This window comes from Streptomyces sp. NPDC092369 (assembly GCF_044755245.1).
GTDB lineage: Bacteria > Actinomycetota > Actinomycetes > Streptomycetales > Streptomycetaceae > Streptomyces.
In genome coordinates, this window is record NZ_JBIVQP010000008.1 from 300587 (window position 1) to 314495 (window position 13909).

At 70.9% G+C, this 13909-nt stretch carries 11 protein-coding genes; 7 read left to right on the plus strand and 4 right to left on the minus strand.

Annotated features, from left to right (window positions below; genetic code table 11):
• The first annotated feature begins 15 nt into the window (after window positions 1-15).
• From ACIQI8_RS39310 to ACIQI8_RS39335, 6 genes are all read left to right on the plus strand, one after another.
• On the plus strand, window positions 16-1080 hold the full coding sequence (locus ACIQI8_RS39310) for a helix-turn-helix transcriptional regulator (protein WP_402362054.1): 1065 nt from the start codon (window positions 16-18) through the stop codon (window positions 1078-1080).
• Entirely contained in the window at window positions 1077-1409 is a 333-nt protein-coding gene (locus tag ACIQI8_RS39315) for a hypothetical protein (RefSeq protein WP_402362056.1), read from the plus strand. The genes ACIQI8_RS39310 and ACIQI8_RS39315 overlap by 4 nt, the downstream gene beginning before the upstream one ends.
• Window positions 1410-1419: 10 nt before the next feature.
• Window positions 1420-1614: a hypothetical protein gene (locus tag ACIQI8_RS39320; RefSeq protein ID WP_280877892.1), complete on the plus strand. Its 195-nt coding sequence runs from the start codon at window positions 1420-1422 to the stop codon at window positions 1612-1614.
• Between the two features lie 261 nt (window positions 1615-1875).
• A complete protein-coding gene (gene tatA, locus ACIQI8_RS39325) occupies window positions 1876-2163 on the plus strand; it encodes a Sec-independent protein translocase subunit TatA (RefSeq protein ID WP_402362059.1) in 288 nt (95 codons plus the stop codon).
• A 47-nt stretch (window positions 2164-2210) separates the two neighbouring features.
• Window positions 2211-3161, plus strand: coding sequence for a twin-arginine translocase subunit TatC (tatC, locus tag ACIQI8_RS39330; protein WP_402362062.1), 951 nt, complete (start codon window positions 2211-2213; stop codon window positions 3159-3161).
• A 161-nt stretch (window positions 3162-3322) separates the two neighbouring features.
• A complete protein-coding gene (locus tag ACIQI8_RS39335) occupies window positions 3323-6175 on the plus strand; it encodes a DEAD/DEAH box helicase (protein WP_402362065.1) in 2853 nt (950 codons plus the stop codon).
• Window positions 6176-6271: 96 nt separating this feature from the next.
• Here the strand turns inward: ACIQI8_RS39335 and atzF are convergent, their stop codons facing one another.
• Genes atzF through ACIQI8_RS39355 form a run of 4 tightly spaced genes read right to left on the minus strand, consistent with a single transcriptional unit; the run spans window position 6272 to window position 12945 of the window.
• The gene (atzF, locus tag ACIQI8_RS39340; RefSeq protein WP_402362068.1) at window positions 6272-7930 is read right to left on the minus strand and encodes an allophanate hydrolase; all 1659 of its coding nucleotides are present in this window, start codon (window positions 7928-7930) and stop codon (window positions 6272-6274) included.
• 13 nt (window positions 7931-7943) lie between these two features.
• A complete protein-coding gene (locus tag ACIQI8_RS39345; protein WP_402362071.1) occupies window positions 7944-11504 on the minus strand; it encodes a 5-oxoprolinase/urea amidolyase family protein in 3561 nt (1186 codons plus the stop codon).
• On the minus strand, window positions 11501-12124 hold the full coding sequence (locus tag ACIQI8_RS39350; protein WP_402362074.1) for an urea amidolyase associated protein UAAP2: 624 nt from the start codon (window positions 12122-12124) through the stop codon (window positions 11501-11503). Before ACIQI8_RS39350 ends, ACIQI8_RS39345 begins: the two co-directional genes overlap by 4 nt.
• Complete coding sequence (locus ACIQI8_RS39355) at window positions 12121-12945, minus strand: urea amidolyase associated protein UAAP1 (protein ID WP_402362077.1); 825 nt, start codon at window positions 12943-12945, stop codon at window positions 12121-12123. Before ACIQI8_RS39355 ends, ACIQI8_RS39350 begins: the two co-directional genes overlap by 4 nt.
• Window positions 12946-13133: 188 nt before the next feature.
• Here ACIQI8_RS39355 and ACIQI8_RS39360 point away from each other — a divergent pair, with 188 nt between their 5' ends.
• Entirely contained in the window at window positions 13134-13760 is a 627-nt protein-coding gene (locus ACIQI8_RS39360) for a TetR/AcrR family transcriptional regulator (protein ID WP_185146351.1), read from the plus strand.
• Window positions 13761-13909 lie beyond the last annotated feature (149 nt).

Genomic DNA, 13909 nt, shown 5'->3' on the forward strand with positions numbered 1-13909 from the left:
GGAGCGGACAACACAGTGGCAGGCAAACCGGTCAGGCCAGCGAGCGCCATCGACCAGACCCGGCGGATGCTCTCGCTGGTGACCTATCTGCGGGAGCGGCCCGGCGCACGCGTCGAGGACGTCGCCCGCGCGTTCGGGATCACCGAGGACGAGCTGGTCTCCGACCTCGACGTGCTGCCCATGTGCGGCACCAGCTTCCGCGGCGGCGACCTCCTCGACATCGACACCGACGGCGACCGGATCTGGTGGCACAACCCCGCCGCCCTCGGCGAGGAGGCGGCCGAACCGCTGCGGCTGGCCGCCGACGAGGCGACCGCGCTGCTGGTGGCGGGCCGGGCCGTGTCCACCCTGCCGGGGCTGCGCGAGAGCGACCGGCAGGCGCTGCTGCGGGCCACCGCCAAGGTGGAGACCGCGGCCGGCGAGGCCGCGGGCGCCAGCTCCCGCCTCTCGGTCACCTTCGAGGCCGAGGGTGGCGTCTTCGCGGACGTCGACCGGGCCATCTCCGAGCGCCGCCGGCTGTGGATCCGCTACTACTCACCGGCTCGCGACGAGCTGACCGAGCGCGAGATCGACCCCATCCGCCTGGTCAGCGTCGGGCACACCTACGTGGAGGCGTGGTGCCGGCGCTCCGAGGCGCGCCGCACCTTCCGGCTCGACCGGGTCGCCGAGATCCGCATCCTGGACGAGCCGTCCGCGCCGCCCGAGATGGAGCTGCGGGACCTGTCGGAAGCGCTGGTGCAGCCGGCCGCCGAGGACCCGGAGGTCGTCGTGGAGGTGGGCCCTGGCGGGCGCTGGGTCGCCGAGTACTACCCGCACGACAGTGCGGATGAGCTTCCGGACGGCGGGCTGCGTATCACTCTGCGTACCCCCGACCCGACCTCTCTGCGACGCCTGGCGCTGCGGCTCGGGCGCGACGGCCGCATCGTCTCGCCGCACGACCTCGCCGACAGCGCCCGCCAGGCGGCCCGGGAGGCGCTGGCGGCGTACGACGGCGTCGAGGCACAGGGCCCGCAGGGCGCCGGCACGGTTCACGACGGGACCTTCGACCAGCACCACGACAGGCAGGAGCAGGAGCTTTGAGCGAGTCGTCGATGTCCGGTGTGCAGGACATGAGTGTGCAGGACATGGGTGTGCAGGGGATGTCGGTCGCGTCGGCCTTCGCGGGGATGAGAAGCGTCTCTCCGGTGACGTTCCGGGCCGGCTGCCCGGAGTGCCGGGGCAGTTTCGAGCTCACCGCGAGCGACCTGCGCCTGGCCATCGGTGCCACGAGCCGCACCACCTTCTACTCCTTCACCTGCCCCGACTGCGACTCCCTGGTGCGCAAGCCCGCGGGGGAGCGGATCGTCGAGCTGTTGACGGGCGGCGGGGTCAAGACCCTGCGTCTGCACTCCGCCCACCAGACCCTCTAGGCTCGCCTCCATGTTCTGGCCGATGTTCGCGGTAGCGGTGGGATTTCTGGGCCTCGCGGTCCTCGGAGTACTGGCGGTTCGGGTCTTCCTGGAGGCGCGGCGCCTGGGACTGCAGGTGACGGACGCCGCACGCCGGATCAACCGGGCCGCGGAGGACCTGGAGAAGGCCGCGGTGAGCACCGCGCGCACGGTCGACTCTCTGTGAGCCGCACTGTGCGGGGCGTGTGAGTCCCGCGCCGGAGGCGTTTTGGGTCACTTCGGCCTGTCACCCTTGCCACTGCGGCAGGTACGCTGCTGGTCGCGGCCCGGCGAACGAGGCGCGGACCGCGGACCGGGAGTACGCACGGGGATTGCCTCACGTTTACCCCTGAGCGTTACGATCGCTGTCAGCACGGTTGATCGGACAGATGTCCGACCGATCGGACAGCACCCCCACCCAGCCGCCTCGGTGAGAAGGTAAAGACTTATGTTCGGAAGGCTCGGAGCCCCCGAGATCATTCTCATCCTCGTCGTCATCATCCTGCTCTTCGGCGCGAAGAAGCTTCCGGACATGGCCCGTTCGCTCGGCAAGTCCGCGCGCATCCTCAAGAGCGAGGCCAAGGCGATGAAGGACGAGGGCAACAACAGCTCCGCCACCGCCCAGGCGCCCACCACCGGCGAGCAGACCCAGGCGCCGCGCACCATCCAGGCCTCTCCCGGAGACGTGACCAGCTCGCGCCCGGTCACCGAGCCGACGGATACCACGAAGGCCTGATGCCGGGCCGGTGACCTCCGGCCCGCCGCACGAGATGGGAACGTGGGTTGCTGAAGCCTGCCCGCAAGAAGGAGAGGGACCCCGAGGGGCGGATGCCCCTCGCGGAACACCTTCGTGAGCTCCGCAACCGGCTCGCGAAGGCGATGCTGGCCATCGTTGTCGTCACGGCCGTGGCTGCCTTCTTCTACAACGACATCGTCAACATCATCACCAAACCGGTGCTCGACTCGGTCGGCTGCGGCCAGACCTTCGAACAGTTGGCGAAATCCAGCGACAAGACCCACCAGTGTGCGCAGATCACGATCAACGGTCTGCTGACGCCGTTCACACTGGCTCTGAAGGTGTCGCTGATGGCCGGCGTCGTGCTGGCCTCCCCGGTGTGGCTCTACCAGCTGTGGGCCTTCGTCGCCCCCGGCCTGCACCGCCACGAGCGCAAGTACGCCTACGCGTTCGTCGGCACCGGCGTCCCGCTGTTCCTCGGCGGCGCCTACTTCGCCTACCGGGTGCTGCCCACCACCGCGAAGGTGCTCATCGGCTTCACGCCGAAGGACGTCAACAACCTGCTGCCGCTGGACGACCTGCTCGACCTGGTCACCCGCATGGTGCTCGTCTTCGGCCTCTCCTTCGAGCTGCCGTTGCTGCTGATCATGCTCAACCTCACCGGCGTGCTCACCGGCAAGCGGATGCTCGGCTGGTGGCGCGCGATGATCATGGGCATCACCGTGTTCGCGGCCGTCGCGACCCCGAGCACGGACCCGCTGACCATGCTGGCACTCGCCGGACCGATCTGGGTCCTGTACTTCGCCGCGGTCGTCTTCTCCCTGGTCAACGACCGGCGCAAGCGTCGCCGCGAGGCCGAGGGCCCGGACGACGACGAGGCCTCCGACCTGGACCTCACCCCCGAGGACATCGGCGAGATCGAGACCGTCTCCGCCAGCCGCGCACTGCCCGAACAGGCGAGCACGGACCGGGTCAACGGCTATGACGACGTGACCTGACGACCCGTTCGTCACCCTCACCGCGGATCGCGGCCGGGGCGCCCACCGGGCGCACCCGGCCGCTTTCGCGTTGCGGGCGGTGCCCGCCGGTCGCCGTGAGCAGTTCCCGTTCCGTCGCTGAGCTGCGGGGATCCGGGGTTTGCCAGGGGTGGATACGGATAATGATCGTCCTGTTGTCAGTGGGGCCCGGTACGCTCGAAAGCACGATGACAGAGGACCTCTCACCGGCCGAGCGGTACGCGGCTGCCCGCAGTCGCGCTGCCGAGCAGGCCACCGCGCTCGCCGACTTCCGCGAGATGTACGACTTCGGCCTCGACCCCTTCCAGATCGAGGCCTGCAAGGCGCTCGAAGCCGGCAAGGGCGTGCTGGTCGCGGCTCCCACCGGCTCCGGCAAGACGATCGTGGGCGAGTTCGCCGTCCACCTCGCCCTCCAGCAGGGCAAGAAATGCTTCTACACGACACCCATCAAGGCGCTGTCGAACCAGAAGTACGCCGACCTGTGCCGCCGCTACGGCGTGGACAAGGTCGGCCTGCTCACCGGCGACAACAGCGTCAACTCCGAGGCACCGGTGGTCGTGATGACCACCGAGGTGCTGCGGAACATGCTGTACGCCGGCTCGCAGACCCTCCTCGGCCTCGGCTACGTGGTCATGGACGAGGTGCACTACCTCTCCGACCGCTTCCGCGGCGCCGTATGGGAAGAGGTGATCATCCACCTGCCGGAGTCCGTGACCCTGGTGTCCCTGTCGGCGACCGTGTCGAACGCCGAGGAGTTCGGCGACTGGCTCGACACCGTCCGCGGCGACACCGAGGTGATCGTCTCCGAGCACCGGCCCGTGCCGCTGTTCCAGCACGTGCTCGCCGGACGCCGGATGTACGACCTCTTCGAGGAGGGCGAGGGCAGCAAGAAGGCCGTCAACCCCGACCTCACGCGGCTGGCCCGCATGGAGGCCCAGCGCCCGTCCTACCAGGACCGCAGACGCGGCCGCGCGATGCGCGAGGCCGACCGGGAGCGGGAGCGCAGACAGCGCTCACGGGTGTGGACCCCGAGCCGCCCCGAGGTCATCGAGCGCCTCGACTCCGAGGGCCTGCTGCCCGCCATCACGTTCATCTTCAGCCGCGCCGCCTGCGAGGCCGCCGTGCAGCAGTGCCTGTTCGCCGGGCTGCGGCTCAACGACGACGAGGCGCGGGAGAAAGTGCGCGCCATCGTCGAGGAACGCACGGCGTCCATCCCGAACGAGGATCTGCACGTCCTCGGGTACTACGAGTGGCTGGAAGGCCTTGAGCGCGGCATCGCGGCCCACCACGCGGGCATGCTGCCGACGTTCAAGGAGGTTGTGGAGGAACTGTTCCTGCACGGCCTCGTGAAGGCCGTGTTCGCGACCGAGACCCTCGCGCTCGGCATCAACATGCCCGCGCGCTCGGTGGTGCTGGAGAAGCTCGTCAAGTGGAACGGGCAGGAGCACGCCGACATCACCCCCGGCGAGTACACGCAGTTGACGGGGCGCGCCGGCCGGCGCGGCATCGACATCGAGGGCCACGCGGTCGTGCTGTGGCAGCGGGGCATCAGCCCCGAGCACCTCGCGGGCCTGGCCGGCACGCGTACGTACCCGCTGCGCTCCAGCTTCAAGCCGTCGTACAACATGGCGGTCAACCTGGTCGAGCAGTTCGGCCGGCACCGCTCGCGCGAACTCCTGGAGACGTCCTTCGCGCAGTTCCAGGCCGACAAGTCGGTCGTCGGGATCTCGCGGCAGGTGCAGCGCAACGAGGAGGGCCTGGAGGGCTACAAGGACTCCATGACCTGCCACCTCGGCGACTTCGACGAGTACATGACCCTGCGCCGCGAGCTCAAGGACCGCGAGAACGAACTGGCCAGACAGGGCGCGGTCGAGCGGCGGGCCGAGGCGGCGGTGGCGCTGGAGAAGCTCAAGCCCGGGGACGTCATCCACGTCCCGACCGGCAAGTACGCGGGCCTGGCGCTGGTGTTGGACCCGGGGCTGCCGGCCGGCCGGTCCAACGGCCACCGCGGCTTCGAGCACCACGACGGGCCCCGCCCGCTGGTCCTGACCGCCGAGCGGCAGGTCAAGCGGCTCGCGTCGATGGACTTCCCGGTGCCGGTCGAGGCGTTGGAGCGGATGCGCATCCCGAAGTCCTTCAACCCGCGCTCACCGCAGTCCCGTCGGGACCTCGCCTCCGCGCTGCGCACCAAGGCCGGGCACATCCCGCCGGAGCGGGCCCGCAAGAAGCGCGCCCAGGCGGCCGACGACCGTGAGATCGCCCGGCTGCGTACGGCGATCCGGGCGCACCCGTGCCATGGGTGCAACGACCGTGAGGATCACGCGCGTTGGGCCGAGCGGTATCACCGGCTGATGCGGGACACCTCGCAGCTGGAGCGGCGGATCGAGGGCCGGACGAACACGATCGCGCGGACCTTCGACCGGATCGTGGCGCTGCTGACCGAGCTGGACTATCTGCGGGGCGACGAGGTCACCGAGCACGGCAAGCGGCTGGCGCGGCTGTACGGCGAGTTGGACCTGCTGGCGAGTGAGTGTCTGCGGGCCGGCGTGTGGGAAGGGCTCGGTCCCGCCGAACTCGCCGCGTGCGTTTCCGCGTTGGTGTACGAGGCGCGGGTCGGGGACGATGCGATGGCGCCGAAGGTGCCGTCGGGTAAGGCCAAGGCCGCGCTGGGGGAGATGGTGCGGATCTGGGGGCGGCTCGATGCCCTTGAGGAGGACTTCCGGATCAGCCAGACCGAAGGGGTCGGACAGCGGGAGCCCGATCTTGGGTTTGCCTGGCCTGCGTATATGTGGGCTTCGGGCAAGGGGCTGGATGAGGTGCTGCGGGAGGCGGAGATGCCGGCCGGGGACTTTGTTCGGTGGTGCAAGCAGGTGATCGATGTACTGGGGCAGATTTCGGCGGCATCCGCGGCAGAGGGGTCGACTGTGGCGAAGGCTGCGCGTAAGGCGGTTGATCAGTTGTTGCGGGGGGTTGTGGCCTACTCGTCTGTGGGGTGACCTGTTCGTTGGCGGGTGCGGGTTCGCCGTGGCTGGTCGCGCCCACGCGGCGGAGCCGCACATCGATACAGCCCCGCGCCCCTGGCGGCGTTGCCCCTACCCCCGGTTTAGAAATGAGCGCCAACCTCCATACCTGGTGATGTCCTCGGCGTTCGTCAGTGCCGCCGGTTCGCACAGGAAGCCGGGGACAGCAGTGCCGTCCGCCAACTCCACGCTGCCCAGCGTCATCGGGCGGGGGAGGGCGGTCAGTAGGCGGCCCAGGCCTTCTGCCGGTAGGCGCCATACCTCTGTCTCGATCGCCGCTCCTCCCTCCTCACCCACGTGTACCAGGCCCGGCTTCGGTGGGGTCGTCGCGAGGGCGTGCAATCGGTAGACCGGGGCCGTGGTGGTCGTGCGGTCCAAGCGGGCACCCAGGGACAGGAGTTGGGGGTTCAGGGGCTGGCCCGTCAGGTGGGCGCCCACTACCGCGATACGTGTCTCCGGTTCCAGCAGGCGCGCGATGCTGCCCAGGCGGTCCTCCGTGAAGGCCGGGCCGATCAGCATGACGCCGTACGGGAGGCCGTTGACCTCGCCCGACGGGACGGACAGCGCTGACAGGTCGAAGAGGTTGGTGGAGTTGGTGAAGCGGCCCAGGCGGGCGTTGGTGCCCAGGGGGCCGGCGGCTACCTCGGCCAGGGTTGGGTGGCCTGGGGTCGTCGGGAGCAGCAGGGCGTCCGCGTCGGCCAGTTCGGTGAGGGCCCGGGTGCGGAGGGCGGCCAGGCGGTCTAGGTCCGTGTACAGGCGGTGGGCCGGGATGTCGCGGGCTCGGGTGATGATGCCGGTGACCGTGGGGTCCAGGCCGTCGACGCCGTCCGCGATCGCCTTGTCGATAAAACTCCCCACGGCCGTGTAGCGCTCGGCCACGAACGCGCCCTCGTACAGCATCGCCGCCGCCTCCGTGAAGGCGCTCAGGTCGAGGGTACGGACGTCCGCGCCCGCTGCCCTCAGCCGGGCCACGGCAGCCTCGTACGCCTCCGACCAGCCCTCGTCCAGTTCGCCCAGTTGGCCGGGGGAGGGGATCGCCACGCGCCAGGGGCCCGGGGGGCGCTGGGGGAGCGGGGGGAGGTCCCGGGTCGGTGGGGAGGTCATGAACGCCAGGGCTTGTTCGGCCTCCGGGAGGGTGCGGGCGAAGACCGTCACGCAGTCCAGGGACGCGCAGGCCGGGACCACGCCCTCCGTCGGGACCAGGCCACGGGTCGGCTTGATGCCGACGATGCCGTTGAAGGCGGCCGGGACCCGACCCGAGCCCGCCGTGTCGGTGCCGAGGGCGAAGTCGACGATGCCCAGGGCCACGGCGACCGCCGAACCGGAGCTGGAGCCGCCGCTGATCCGGGTCGGGTCGACGGCGTTGCGGACGGCCCCGTGCGGCGAGCGGGTGCCGACCAGGCCGGTCGCGAACTGATCGAGATTGGTCGTGCCGAGGACCACCGCGCCGGCCGCCCGGAGGCGGGCCACCACCGGAGCGTCCGACTCCGGGGTGTACGCGTACGCCGGGCAGCCCGCGGTGGTCGGAAGGCCGTGCACGTCGATGTTGCCCTTGACGGCGAACAGGCGGCCCGCGAGCGGGAGTTGCTCGCCGGATGCCAATCGCTCGTCGATCGACCGGGCCTCGGCCTCGACCTCCGCGGGGGGGCGCAGGTCGATCCAGATCTCCGGGCGGTCCACGGCCGCGATGCGGTCGTACGCGGCGCCGACCCGGGACACTGTGCTGGACATACGTGCTCCTCGACTATCGGTTCGTGGCCGGAGCGAGGACGACCAGTGCCGTCCCCGCCTCCACCTGGTCGCCCGGCCGGGCCAGGATCTCCGCCACCACGCCGTCGACCGGCGCGTGCACCCTGGACTCCATCTTCATCGCCTCCAGCGCGAGGAGCGGCTGTCCGGCCGTCACCTCGTCGCCGGGTTCTACGTTCAACTGCCATACGGAGGCCGCGAATTCGGCCTCTATCAGTCGGCCGCCCGCCGGCACGGTCACCTCGGCCTGCGGCGCGGCCGGTGCGGACGCGGCCTCGGCGCGGGCGAACTCGCCGGCCGCCTCCCAGGCGTCCCGCTCGGTGGCGAAGGCCGCCTGCTGCCGTGACCTGAACTCCGCTATGGAATCGGCCTGTTCGGCGAGGAAACCCTCGTACGCGGCCAGTGAGAAGGTGCCCTCCTCGATGCGCGGCACGAAGCGGCCGGAGGTGATGTCGGCCCGCAGGTCGAGGAGTTCGTCCGCCTCCACCGGGTACCACTTGATGCGGTCGAAGAACCGCAGCAGCCAGGGCGAGCCCGGCTCGAAGGCGCCCCGCTGCTGCCAGCCCGACCACACCTGGGTCGTACGGCCCACGAACTGGTAGCCGCCCGGGCCCTCCATGCCGTAGATGCAGAGGTAGGCGCCGCCGATGCCGACGGAGTTCTCGGCCGTCCAGGTGCGGGCCGGGTTGTACTTGGTCGTCACCAGGCGGTGGCGCGGGTCGAGGGGCGTGGCGACCGGGGCGCCCAAGTAGACGTCTCCCAGGCCCAGTACGAGGTATTCGGCGTCGAAGACCGTGCGGTAGACGTCGTCGACCGACTCCAGGCCGTTGACCCGGCGGATGAACTCGATGTTCCAGGGGCACCAGGGGGCGTCGTCGCGGACGCCCGCCATGTAGCGGGCGATGGCCTCGCGGGTGGCCGGGTCGTCCCAGGAGAGGGGGAGATGGACCGTGCGGGAGGGGACGATCAGCTGGTCCGTGGGTGGGAGGGCTGCCGCTGTCTCCCGTACGGAGGTGAGGAGTTCGTGTTGGGGGAGACGGGTGGGGTCCGTCTGGATCTGCAGGGAGCGGATGCCGGGGGTGAGGTCCGTGACGCCTTCGAAGTCGGCCTCCGACACCGCCTCCATCAGGGCGTGGACCCGCATGCGCTGTGCCAGGTCCAACTGCATGGGGCCGAATTCGACGAGGAGGTTGTCGTCGCCGCTGCGGCGGAAGGTGACGTCTCCGTCCCGGGCCAGGATTCCGCCGTCCACGATGTCGGGACGGGGGGAGCCGTCGACGTTCACCGGGCGGAAGCGGACCGTGTCGCCGGGCCTGAACTGGCCCAGTTTCCAGCGCTCTTGGCTGGTGACGGTCGCCGGGCAGACGAAGCCGCCGAGGGAGGGGCCGTCGGGGCCCAGCAGGACCGGCATGTCGCCCGTGTAGTCGACGGCGCCGACCGAGTACGGCGTGTCGTGGATGTTGGACGGGTGCAGGCCCGCCTCGCCGCCGTCGGTGCGCGCCCAGCGCGGCTTCGGGCCGACCAGGCGGACGCCCGTGCGGGCCGAGTTGAAGTGGACCTTCCAGTCGGCCGCGTAGAAGTCGTGGATGTCGTCCTCGGTGAAGAACTCCGGTGCCGCGTGCGGACCTTCGACGGCTGCCACGTCCCATACGGCGCCGAAGGCCGGGCGATCCGCGGGCGGTACGGGAGTGCCCTCGGCGAGTGTGCCGCCGTGCAGGACGTCACCCGTGCGCAGCGCCCGGCCGCCGTGGCCGCCGAACCGGCCCAGCGTGAAGGTGCTCGCGCTGCCGAGGAAGGCGGGGACGTCCAGGCCGCCGCCCGCGAACAGGACGTACGTCCGCAGGCCGTGCTGCGACGGGGTGCCGATCTCCAGGACGGCGCCCGCCGGAACGGTCACCGGCTCCCACTGCGCTACCGGCGCGCCGTCGACCGTCACCGGGGCCGGGGCGCCCGTCACGCACACCGTGGTGGCGTGCGTGAATCTCAACGTCGGTCCCTGGAGCGTGCATTCGAGGCCTGGCGCGCCCTCGGGGTTGCCCAGGGCCCGGTTGCCGAGCCTGAAGGAGCGGTCGTCCATCGGACCGCACGGGGGCACGCCGACCTGCCAGTAACCGGTGCGGCCGGGCCAGTCCTGGACCGTGGTGAGCGTGCCGCCGGTCACCACCTCGACGCGCGGGGTGGGGTCGGTCACCGCGGCAAGGGTGGCCGTGGAGTGCGTGGCCGCGCCGAAGTCCCGGTCGGCCAGTGCCGCCCGGACCAGGCCCAGGTTGGTCTCGATGCCGTCGACCCGGGTGCGGCCCAGCGCCTCGTCCAGGCGACGCAGGGCGTGCGCGCGGTCGGGGCCGTACGCGATGACCTTCGCGAGCATCGGGTCGTACGACGTCGTCACCTCGGTGCCGGTCTCCACCCAGCCGTCCACGCGGACGCCCGTCGGGAACTCCACCCGCGTCAACAGGCCCGCGCTGGGCCGGTGTTCGCGGGAGGGGTCCTCGGCGTAGAGACGGGCCTCGACGGCGTGACCGTGCGGTGGGCCCGGGTCGCGGACGACGTCGCGCTCGCCGCCGGCCAGGCGGAGCATCCAGGCGACCAGGTCGACGCCGTAGATCTCCTCGGTGACCGGGTGTTCCACCTGGAGGCGGGTGTTGACCTCAAGGAAGTAGGCCGCCTCGCGGGCGGCGTCGTAGACGAACTCGACGGTGCCGGCCGAGCGGTAGCCGACGGAGGCGCACAAGTCGCGGGCGGAGAAGGCGAGTTGGGTGCGGACGTGGTCGGGCAGGTCCGGGGCCGGAGCCTCCTCGACGACCTTCTGGTTACGGCGCTGCAGGGAGCAGTCGCGGTCGCCGAAGGTGACGACCTTGCCGTCGCCGTCGCCGAAGACCTGCACCTCGACATGGCGGGCGTGCTCCACCAGGCGTTCCAGGAAGACGCCGGCGGAGGAGAAGGACGCGGCGGCGACACGCTGCACCCGCTCCCAGGCGTCGGTCAGTTCGGCGGCCGACCGGCATGCCGACATGCCGATACCGCCACCGCCGCCGGTCGCTTTCAGCATGACGGGGTAACCGATCAGCGCGGCTTGGGCGAGCGCCTCGTCGAGGTCCGCCAACAGGCCTGTTCCCGGTGCCAGTTGTACCCCGGCCGCCTCTGCCGCCGCCCGTGCCGTGTGCTTCGCGCCGAACAACTCCAGCTGCTCCGGCGTCGGTCCGACGAACACGATCCCGGCGTCCTCGCAGCGCCGCGCGAAGGCCGCGTCCTCGGACAGGAAGCCGTAGCCGGGGTGAATGGCACCCGCGCCCGCGTCCTTGGCCGCCTTCAGCACCAGGTCGGCGTCGAGGTACGACTCCTTCGCGGGCGCCGGACCGAGCCGGACCGCCTCGTCGGCGAGCCGGACGTGCGGGGCCGAGCGGTCGGGGTCGGAGTACACGGCGATGGTGCGCAGGCCGAGTTCGCGGGCGGTGCGGATGATGCGGACCGCGATCTCGCCGCGGTTGGCGACCAGGAGGGTGTCGAAGGCGAGCGCGGTGTCGGAGGCGGGGTTCCTGTCGGGGGTGAGGCTCATGCCGGCGCTCCGGTGATCGTCATCTCCACCGCCGTCGGGTCGAAGCCGTTGCAAGGGTTGTTGATCTGGGGGCAGTTGGAGACCAGGACCAGGACGTCCCGATCCGCGCGCAGGGTCAGTTTCAGGCCCGGCGCGGAGATGCCGTCGACGATGCCGAGCGTGCCGTCCTGCTCGACCGGCACGTTCATGTACCAGTTGATGTTGGAGACCAGGTCCCGCTTGCCCAGGCCGTACTTGGCGCCCTCGGCGAGGAAGTTGTCCACGCATGCGTGCTGCGACCAGGTGTGGTGGCCGTAGCGCAGGGTGTTGGACTCCTTGGAGCAGGCGCCGCCGACCGTGTCGTGGCGGCCCACCTCGTCATCGGTCACGGTCATGAGCGGGGTGTGCTCGTTGGACATGAGCACGCTGCCGGTGGTGAGGAAGAGGTTGCCCTGGGCCTGGATGGTGTCGGGCGCGCTGTAGCGGACCGACGTGTCGTGGGCGTCGTAGACGAGGAAGTCGACGGCCTGGTTGCCGTGCAGATCGGTGATGGTGAGGGTGCCGCCCGCACGGACGATCGCGGACCAGGCGGCGCGGGCCGGCACTTCCACGGTCTTCACGGGTGTCTCCACGGTCGTCATGCGAGCCCCCTCGCGGCGAGGAAATCGGCGGTGTTCAGGAAGGCGCGGCGGCCCTCGGGGGAGGCGTCCCACAGCGGGTCGCCCGGCGTGGTCGGCGCGGCGCGCCAGGCGAGCACCTCCAGCGGGGTGCTGACGTACTCGGGGCGCGGGTCGGCCGGGTGCGGCACGTTGGCGATCAGCACGGTGACGTCCTGCTCGGCGCGCAGGGTGACGCTGCCGCCGGGGCCGGTGGAGCCGGTGAAGTCGAGGGAGCCGTCCTCGGCGATCCGCACGCCCTGGAAGAAGGAGAGCGAGGGTGGCAGATCGCGGGGTTCGAGGCCGTTCTTCGCGGCGGCCAGCTTGAACAGTTCGCGTCCGGCGGGGGACGGGGACTGCGGGGTGCCGTCGCCGTACCGCTCGGTGTTGCGGACCAGGGTGGAGGTACCGCACAGGGCGTCGTGGCGTCCGGAGGTGTCGGTGACGACGCTCGCGAGGACGCGGCCCTGGTCGGACAGGAGCAACTGCCCCTCGCCGAGGTAGGCGTTCCACTGGACCTTCACCGTGTCGGCGACGTTGAGCCGCTCCCAGGGCCGGTCGGCCGCGTACAGCAGCAGGTGCGCGCAGGCGTCGCCGTGCAGGTCGGTCAGGCGCAGTTCGGTGCCGCGGGCCAGCACGCGGTGCGTGTAGTTGCCGCCCGCGACCGTCTCGGCCCACACCAGGTGGCCGGCCGCGCAGGGCGGGTCCGGCCAGTCGGCGGCCGGCACGACGGGCATGGCCTCGGCGCGGCCGCCCTCCTGGGCGCGGGCGTGGGCGCGGGCTCCGTACGTGGTACCTGTCGCCATCGCGTGACCTCCGACTCCGGGGTTGGCTCTGTGGGGGTGTCTGTGCTGCGCGGCTATTTCTGTCGCTCGACAGAAATTAGGAGGCGGGCGGGTCGCCGGGATTGCCCGCGCGTTGCCGCTCGGTTACCGAGCCCTCACCAAGATCGCCCCGAGCCTGCCGCGGGGCGCCGTGTGCGAGGATCGAAACCATGGGAGCGACAGGTGGACGCCGGGTCGGCCGGCCGCGCGCCGCGCAGCGGCCGGACAGTGGCCTCCAGCCGCGCGACGAACTGCTCACCGCCGCCGCCGAGTTGTTCACCACCCGCGGGTACGCCGCCACCACCACCCGCGCGGTCGCCGAGCGCGCCGGCATGCGGCAGGCGTCGATGTACCACTACGTCTCCGGCAAGGAGGAACTGCTCGCCGAGCTCCTGGAGTCCACGGTCACGCCCTCGCTCACGTACGCCCGTGAGCTGCTCGCCGACGACGTGACCCCGGCCGGGGACCGGCTGTGGGAGCTGTGCCGGACCGACGTGGAGCTGCTGTGCGGCGGCCCGCACAACCTCGGCGGCCTCTATCTGCTGCCCGAGGTGCGCGCCGAGCGGTTCGCCGGATTCCATGCCGTGCGCGCCGAACTCAAGGACGCCTACCGGCAGTTGCTCGCGGCGACCGAGGCCGGGGGCGCGCTCGCCAAGAGCGAGCTGGATCTGCGTACGGACCTGTTGTTCGGGCTGATCGAGGGCGTGATCCTCGTGCACCGCTCGGACCCGGAGCGGCCGGTGTCGGCCTTTGCCGAAGCGACCGCCGACGCGGCTCTGCGCATCGCCGGAATCTGACCTTCACCCGTCACGGTGAGTGGTTTTCGTATGCCTGTACGCCGTGACCGAACGTGTGCGAATGACGTCTCTGCGTGTAAATGCAGCCGAGAGTACTCCTGTTGCGTGGGCGATTTCAGGTGCTTGCTGAATATGACACGGCGATGATC

Coding starts and splice junctions, on each gene's coding strand:
- ACIQI8_RS39320 (WP_280877892.1), top strand. CDS start 1,420: ATGTTCTGGCCGATGTTCGCGGTAGCGGTGGGATTTCTGGGCCTCGCG.
- tatA (WP_402362059.1), top strand. CDS start 1,876: ATGTTCGGAAGGCTCGGAGCCCCCGAGATCATTCTCATCCTCGTCGTC.
- ACIQI8_RS39335 (WP_402362065.1), top strand. CDS start 3,323: ATGATCGTCCTGTTGTCAGTGGGGCCCGGTACGCTCGAAAGCACGATG.
- atzF (WP_402362068.1), bottom strand. CDS start 7,930: ATGTCCAGCACAGTGTCCCGGGTCGGCGCCGCGTACGACCGCATCGCG.
- ACIQI8_RS39345 (WP_402362071.1), bottom strand. CDS start 11,504: ATGAGCCTCACCCCCGACAGGAACCCCGCCTCCGACACCGCGCTCGCC.
- ACIQI8_RS39350 (WP_402362074.1), bottom strand. CDS start 12,124: ATGACGACCGTGGAGACACCCGTGAAGACCGTGGAAGTGCCGGCCCGC.
- ACIQI8_RS39355 (WP_402362077.1), bottom strand. CDS start 12,945: ATGGCGACAGGTACCACGTACGGAGCCCGCGCCCACGCCCGCGCCCAG.
- ACIQI8_RS39360 (WP_185146351.1), top strand. CDS start 13,134: ATGGGAGCGACAGGTGGACGCCGGGTCGGCCGGCCGCGCGCCGCGCAG.